Source organism: Clostridium sp. AF27-2AA (assembly GCF_003478505.1).
Taxonomy (GTDB): Bacteria; Bacillota; Clostridia; order Lachnospirales; family Lachnospiraceae; genus Brotaphodocola.
Genome location: NZ_QUFI01000064.1, coordinates 1 through 5,388, shown reverse-complemented (window position 1 = coordinate 5,388; position 5,388 = coordinate 1). Strand labels below are relative to the sequence as shown.

The window sequence follows — 5,388 nt, the reverse complement described above, 5'->3', positions numbered from 1 at the left end:
GTGGGAATGTGGTAAACCTGAAAGGTTTTCCATCATTTCCATGCCCCAGAGCGAGGGGGAAAAGGGGGAGGTGACTTTCTCTTTAAGGCCCCGAAGGGGCCGCTCTTTGGCTTCCCCTTTTCCCCCTATGGGTTTGCAGAATGTACGAAAAGAGGTGTAAGGAATGGCGGATCAGCAAGAAGCCCTGGAACGGCTGCGGGAACTTTACAGGGAAAAGAACGAGCATTTAGAGAAGTTTTTGGAGCCGGTGGAGCCGTATGAGTTTTATCGTGAGATCTTCCCAGAAGGATCTTTCGAGAGGAAGGGCCATTTTGAGGACAGGAAGGGAAACGGAATTGCGGTGACGGTGCCGAAAGGTGAGGTTGACAAGGCAACGGGGATTGCCTTGCAGATCGAGGGGGACGGTAAAGCGAAACGCTGTACCATCACTGACGAGCTGGACGAGCTGCGGGAGCTGCAAGATACCGATTTCACGATTATGTCCCCGATCTCCTATTTTGGGCTGCGGCGGTGCGGCAAAAATGCCAGGTATCTCTATGCCTTGGTTTTTGACCTGGACGGGGTGGGTATGCCCCAGCTCCGGGACACGCTGCACCAGATGAACAAGGATATTCTGCCCCAGGCAACCTTTGTTGTAAACAGCGGGACAGGGCTTCACCTGTATTATGTGCTGAAAGAGCCGGTGCCTATGTACCCGTACAACCAAAAATGCTTGAAAGAGCTGAAATATTCCCTTACCCGGCAGATTTGGAATAAGTTTACCTCCACCATCAAGGAGCCGCAAATGCAGGGGATTTTGCAGGGCTTTCGGGTGGTCGGCTCCGGCTCGAAGCTGGGACGGGAGTACCCTGTGAGGGCGTTCCGGCTCGGCGGGCCGGTGGAGCTGGCGCGGTTGCTTGATTATATCCCGGACAGCAACGGGGAACAGCAGCGGCTTGAGGGGCTTATGAGAAAGAGCCGCCTGTCGCTGGCCGAGGCGAAAGAGAAGTACCCGGATTGGTATGAGCGGAGGATCGTCAAGAAGGAGCGGCGGGGCCGCTGGACGGTCAAGCGTGACCTTTACGACTGGTGGCTACACCGGATCGCCGATGAAATCCGGGTGGGCCATCGTTTCTATGGCATTATGACGCTGGCGATTTATGCAAAAAAATGCGGGATAGACGAGGACGAGCTGCGCCGGGACGCTTTTGCGCTGCTCCGGCCCTACGATGATATGAGTGTTGAGGATATAAACCGCTTTACAAAAGATGATGTGGTGTGCGCCCTGGAAATGTTCAATGAGGACTATGTGACATTCCCCAGGGACGATATAGCGAAGCTCTCCGGCCTGACTATGCCTGTCAATAAGCGGAACTGGCGCAAACAGGAACAGCATTTGAAGATAGCCAGGGCAACGCGGGACATAGTTCATAGTAATTGGCGTGAGGGGAATGGCCGCCCGTCGGCCCAGGCGCGGGTTTATGAATGGCGGCAGCAGCACCCGGAGGGGCGCAAGGCCGACTGTCACCGGGAAACTGGCCTTGATCCGAAAACCGTCCGTAAGTGGTGGGATTGCCCGCCGCCAGCGGTGCGCTTTGAAAATGGGCATATAACGGTGCGGGTGTCCCCTTCCCAGGAGTTGAGCGATTGGATCCTGGACGCACTGCACGATGGGGGCCAGGAATAAGGCCCAGAAAGGCCCCTGTTACGCTTTAGAAGCCGTTTTCAGCCCTCCGAGGGTAAATATACCGGCCCCCTCTCTACTGCGCCCGGAAAGCCGCATAAATCAAGGCTTTTTTGTCCTCTAAATGCGAACATACCAGGGTAGAAGTTTAAGGGCCAGTGCTTGGGTAAACGGTCAGAAACATATATTGACATTGTAAATAAAAAGTTATACAATGGATATAATGAGAGTGAAAGGAGTTGCTACCTATGGCAAATACAAATATTAACATTCGTATGGACGCAGACTTGAAGCGGCAGTTTGAGGCGTTCTGTGCTGATATGGGAATGACGATGACAACGGCGTTCAATGTTTTTGCGCGTAAGGCTGTGAGGGAGTATAGAATACCCTTTGAAATTAGCGGCGATGTGCCGAACGCGGAAACTGTTGAAGCAATCAAGGAAGTAAAGAGAATGAAAGCCGATCCGAGCCTCGGCAAGACCTATTCCAATGTCGATCAGATGATGGAGGAGCTGCTTGCTGATGTATAACATAAGACCAACCACAAAGTTTCAGAAGGATTTGAAGCGCGTGAAAAAGCGCGGCTTTGATATTTCTTTGCTGACGGATATTATTAAAAAGTTGGCTGCGGGGGAGCCGTTGCCAGAGAAGAACAGGGATCACCAACTTTCCGGGGATTATGCTGGGTGTCGTGAGTGCCACATTACGCCGGATTGGTTGCTGATCTACGAAGTGGACGGGGACGAGCTGATTTTATATCTCACCCGGACGGGATCGCATAGCGATTTATTTTAGGGGAAGGAGGAAAGGTCTATGAGCTGGGATAAAGAGAGGATCGCGCAGTTGCAGCTCCCCGATCTGGCAGACGATGATCCGCACTCTCGGCTGCTCCTGGAAGGGGACGGCATACACGCAGGGCAGGGTTTTACCGCCTTGTTTCCTGATGGCTGGCACGAGATTACCCTTGAAGTAGCCTGGGAGCCAACAGGCCCCGGCTGCTGGTACATATCTACGCCTGGGTTTGAGGGCGTGTGTCCTGTGGGCCTGTTCGTGAAAGTATGAAAACAATCCGGCAGATAGCGGACGAGATAGGGGTATCAAAGACAGCAGTAAATAAACAAATCGCAAACCTGGGTTTGCGATCAGGTTTGCGAAAAAACGGAAACCAGTTTGCGATTGATGAACACCAGGAAGCCTTGATAAAACAGGCTTTTTCTGAAAAATCGCAAACCGAAATCGAAAACCAAACGCAAACTAAAACGCAAACCGAAAACCACGAAGTTTCCGATTTGGTTTGCGTTTTACAGGCCACCATCGACACACTGCAAGGGCAGCTTGAAGTAAAAGACAGGCAGATTGAAAAGCTGACGGAGGCTCTGGTTGCCGCCCAGCAGACAGCAGCGGCGGCCCAGGCCCTTCACGCGGGGACAATCCAGCAGCAGCTTCTTACCGGGGAGGCCGGAGCGGATCAGCAGGGCCAGGAGCCGGAGCAAAAGCGCGGGTGGTTTAGTAAACTGTTTGGAAAGTAGAAAGCAACTTAAAGTTGCTCAATAATTGGTGGTAGCAACCGAGAAGTTATTGCTAAAATGATGATCAGAAAGGAGGAACAAATATGAGTATAGCGGCACCAATGCTGGTTATTTCTTTGATCATCTATGCAGGTCTTTTCGGGCTATTTATCTATCTGGTTATCTTGATTATTCGAGCTTTGAAGAAATATATTAGGTCTAAAGATGTAAGAGCTGAAAAGAGCGTCCTTAAGCAAAATTTAGGTGAAGTATTGAAAGACTTGCGGACTAAAAATAAGATGACCCAAGAATTTGTAGCAGAAACAATAGGGGTTAGTCGGCAAGCAGTATCTAAGTGGGAAAGCGGAGAATGTGATCCGAGTACCTCTAATTTGATTGCGCTGGCAAAGTTGTACGGAACGACGGTTGAGGAAATTTTGCAGAGCATAAAGCAGTAATTTGACAGTGTGGCCGAAGTCCCAGCCGGAGCCGCCCGAAAGCAGCGGGAAACCGTAGCGGTTGGCAGCTCCGGCAATCCCCCGCGGGAGCGCGCAAAAGCACTTTCATACTGCCAGCCCCGAAGGGGCGACGGTGTGAAAGTGCTTTTGCGTTACTTTCTCACAAGAAAGTAACAAAGAGGTTGTGGACTGCGGCCAGTTATGGTAAAATAGGAGTAGTAGGATATAGGCTTTTGCAGGAAAGGGACGGGTGATTTTATAGGCACAACCATTTCGGGAATGACGGGCCGGGGAAGTATCCGGCACAACAACAGGAGCTTTTCAGCGGCGAATGTAGACCGAAGCAGGTCGGGGCAGAATGTCACCTTTTGCAACGAGGATTTGAAAAAGGTGTACCACGAACTTTTCGATGAAGCCCTGGCCGCCTACAATGCCAAAAAGAAAAAGACCAGGGACAAGATACCAGACTACTATGAGCATATCCGGCAGAGCAAGCAGGAGAAGCTATTTCACGAGGCTATCTTTCAGATCGGCAACTTGACGGACTGCGGGTGCGGCTCCCCTGGAGGGGAACGGGCGGCGGCAGCTCTCAAAGAATTTGCAGAGTCCTTCCAGGAGCGCAATCCTCATCTGCGGGTGTTCAATATGGTGCTGCACATGGACGAGGCCACGCCCCACCTCCATGTGGACTTCGTGCCGGTGGCAACGGAGCAGAGCCGGGGCCTCTCAACGAGGGTATCAATGAAACAAGCGTTAAAGCAGCAAGGATTTGAGGGGCTTGGCCGGAAGCAGACGGAATGGAAAGCCTGGATGGAACGGGAGAAAGAAGCCCTAACAGAAATCGCCCAGGCGCATGAGTTTGAGATTATCAGCCTGGGCGGTGGCCGGCCTCATATGGAGCTGCCAGAGTACAGAGCAGCGGCCCAGCGGCTTGAAGCTGTCCAGGAACAGGTGATAGCGGCAGAGCAGGAGATCGCGGCCTTGGAAAAGCAGAGAAAGGCCCTGCAAGGGAATGTGAAGCTGCTGAAAGCGGTGGAGAAGGTCAAGCCCGATCTGGACGCAATACAGCCGGAAAAGACGCTGACAGGGGCCGTCAAGGGCGTGACGGTGGAGCAGGTGAAGGAGCTGAAGGCGGCGGTGATCCGGGGCGCGGCGGCAGAGCAGAAGGTGCGGGAGCTGAAGGTAGAAAACCAACAGCTTCAGCAGAAAATCCCCTCGACGAAAGAAAAGCTGAAGGAGGCCCAGGAGCGGCAGCGGCTTGAAAATGAAAACCGGCAGCTCAAAGTGCAGGTGGAATACCTGGAAGAAGATTTGAGCCGGGAGCGCGGGTTTTCGGCGCGGCTCCGGGAAGGGATCGGGGCGGTGCTGGATTTCCTGGATCGGCACTTGCCAGAGCAGTTCCGTCCTCTGGTCGAAAAGGCGCGTGAGCTGCTACCTGTGCCAGAGGTGCAGCAGCCGGAAAGAGATCAGGAACGGGGCCATACCTGGGGCGGTATGGAGCTGTAAAAGAAGCCTGTCCGGGGGCCTTGCAAGAGCCACCCGGACAGGCTATAATATCAACAGAAAATAGGGAAAAAATATATTGATAATATATGCCCCCTATGGGGGGACAAGCTGAAATGGGTTTGTCGTAAAATAGGGAAAAAATATATTGATAATATATGCCCCCCTATGGCCTTTAGGCCAGGGAAAATATAATAAAATATTCTCTCTCTGACAGGGAGAAAGTCGGAGGGGGTTATGGGGGTGAGCGGCGGGG

The 5,388-nt window shown here is 52.5% G+C and carries 7 protein-coding genes; all 7 read left to right on the top strand.

Features of this window, described 5'->3' with window-relative positions; translation table 11 throughout:
• Positions 1-163: 163 nt before the first annotated feature.
• The 7 genes from DWY84_RS16960 (at position 164) to DWY84_RS16930 (ending at position 5,135) form a co-directional block, all read left to right on the top strand.
• Complete coding sequence (locus DWY84_RS16960; RefSeq protein ID WP_118534469.1) at positions 164-1,666, top strand: hypothetical protein; 1,503 nt, start codon at positions 164-166, stop codon at positions 1,664-1,666.
• Between the two features lie 245 nt (positions 1,667-1,911).
• Positions 1,912-2,193 carry a type II toxin-antitoxin system RelB/DinJ family antitoxin gene (locus tag DWY84_RS16955; RefSeq protein WP_005948237.1) on the top strand — a complete coding sequence of 94 codons (282 nt, stop codon included), beginning with the start codon at positions 1,912-1,914 and terminating at the stop codon, positions 2,191-2,193.
• Positions 2,186-2,458 carry a type II toxin-antitoxin system YafQ family toxin gene (locus DWY84_RS16950; protein ID WP_066859802.1) on the top strand — a complete coding sequence of 91 codons (273 nt, stop codon included), beginning with the start codon at positions 2,186-2,188 and terminating at the stop codon, positions 2,456-2,458. Before DWY84_RS16955 ends, DWY84_RS16950 begins: the two co-directional genes overlap by 8 nt.
• An 18-nt stretch (positions 2,459-2,476) precedes the next feature.
• Positions 2,477-2,725: a hypothetical protein gene (locus DWY84_RS16945; RefSeq protein ID WP_118534468.1), complete on the top strand. Its 249-nt coding sequence runs from the start codon at positions 2,477-2,479 to the stop codon at positions 2,723-2,725.
• Positions 2,722-3,192: a hypothetical protein gene (locus DWY84_RS16940; protein WP_118534467.1), complete on the top strand. Its 471-nt coding sequence runs from the start codon at positions 2,722-2,724 to the stop codon at positions 3,190-3,192. Before DWY84_RS16945 ends, DWY84_RS16940 begins: the two co-directional genes overlap by 4 nt.
• Positions 3,193-3,275: 83 nt before the next feature.
• On the top strand, positions 3,276-3,629 hold the full coding sequence (locus DWY84_RS16935; protein ID WP_118534466.1) for a helix-turn-helix transcriptional regulator: 354 nt from the start codon (positions 3,276-3,278) through the stop codon (positions 3,627-3,629).
• Positions 3,630-3,908: 279 nt separating this feature from the next.
• A complete protein-coding gene (locus DWY84_RS16930; RefSeq protein ID WP_182434972.1) occupies positions 3,909-5,135 on the top strand; it encodes a plasmid recombination protein in 1,227 nt (408 codons plus the stop codon).
• The last annotated feature ends 253 nt before the right edge of the window (positions 5,136-5,388 follow it).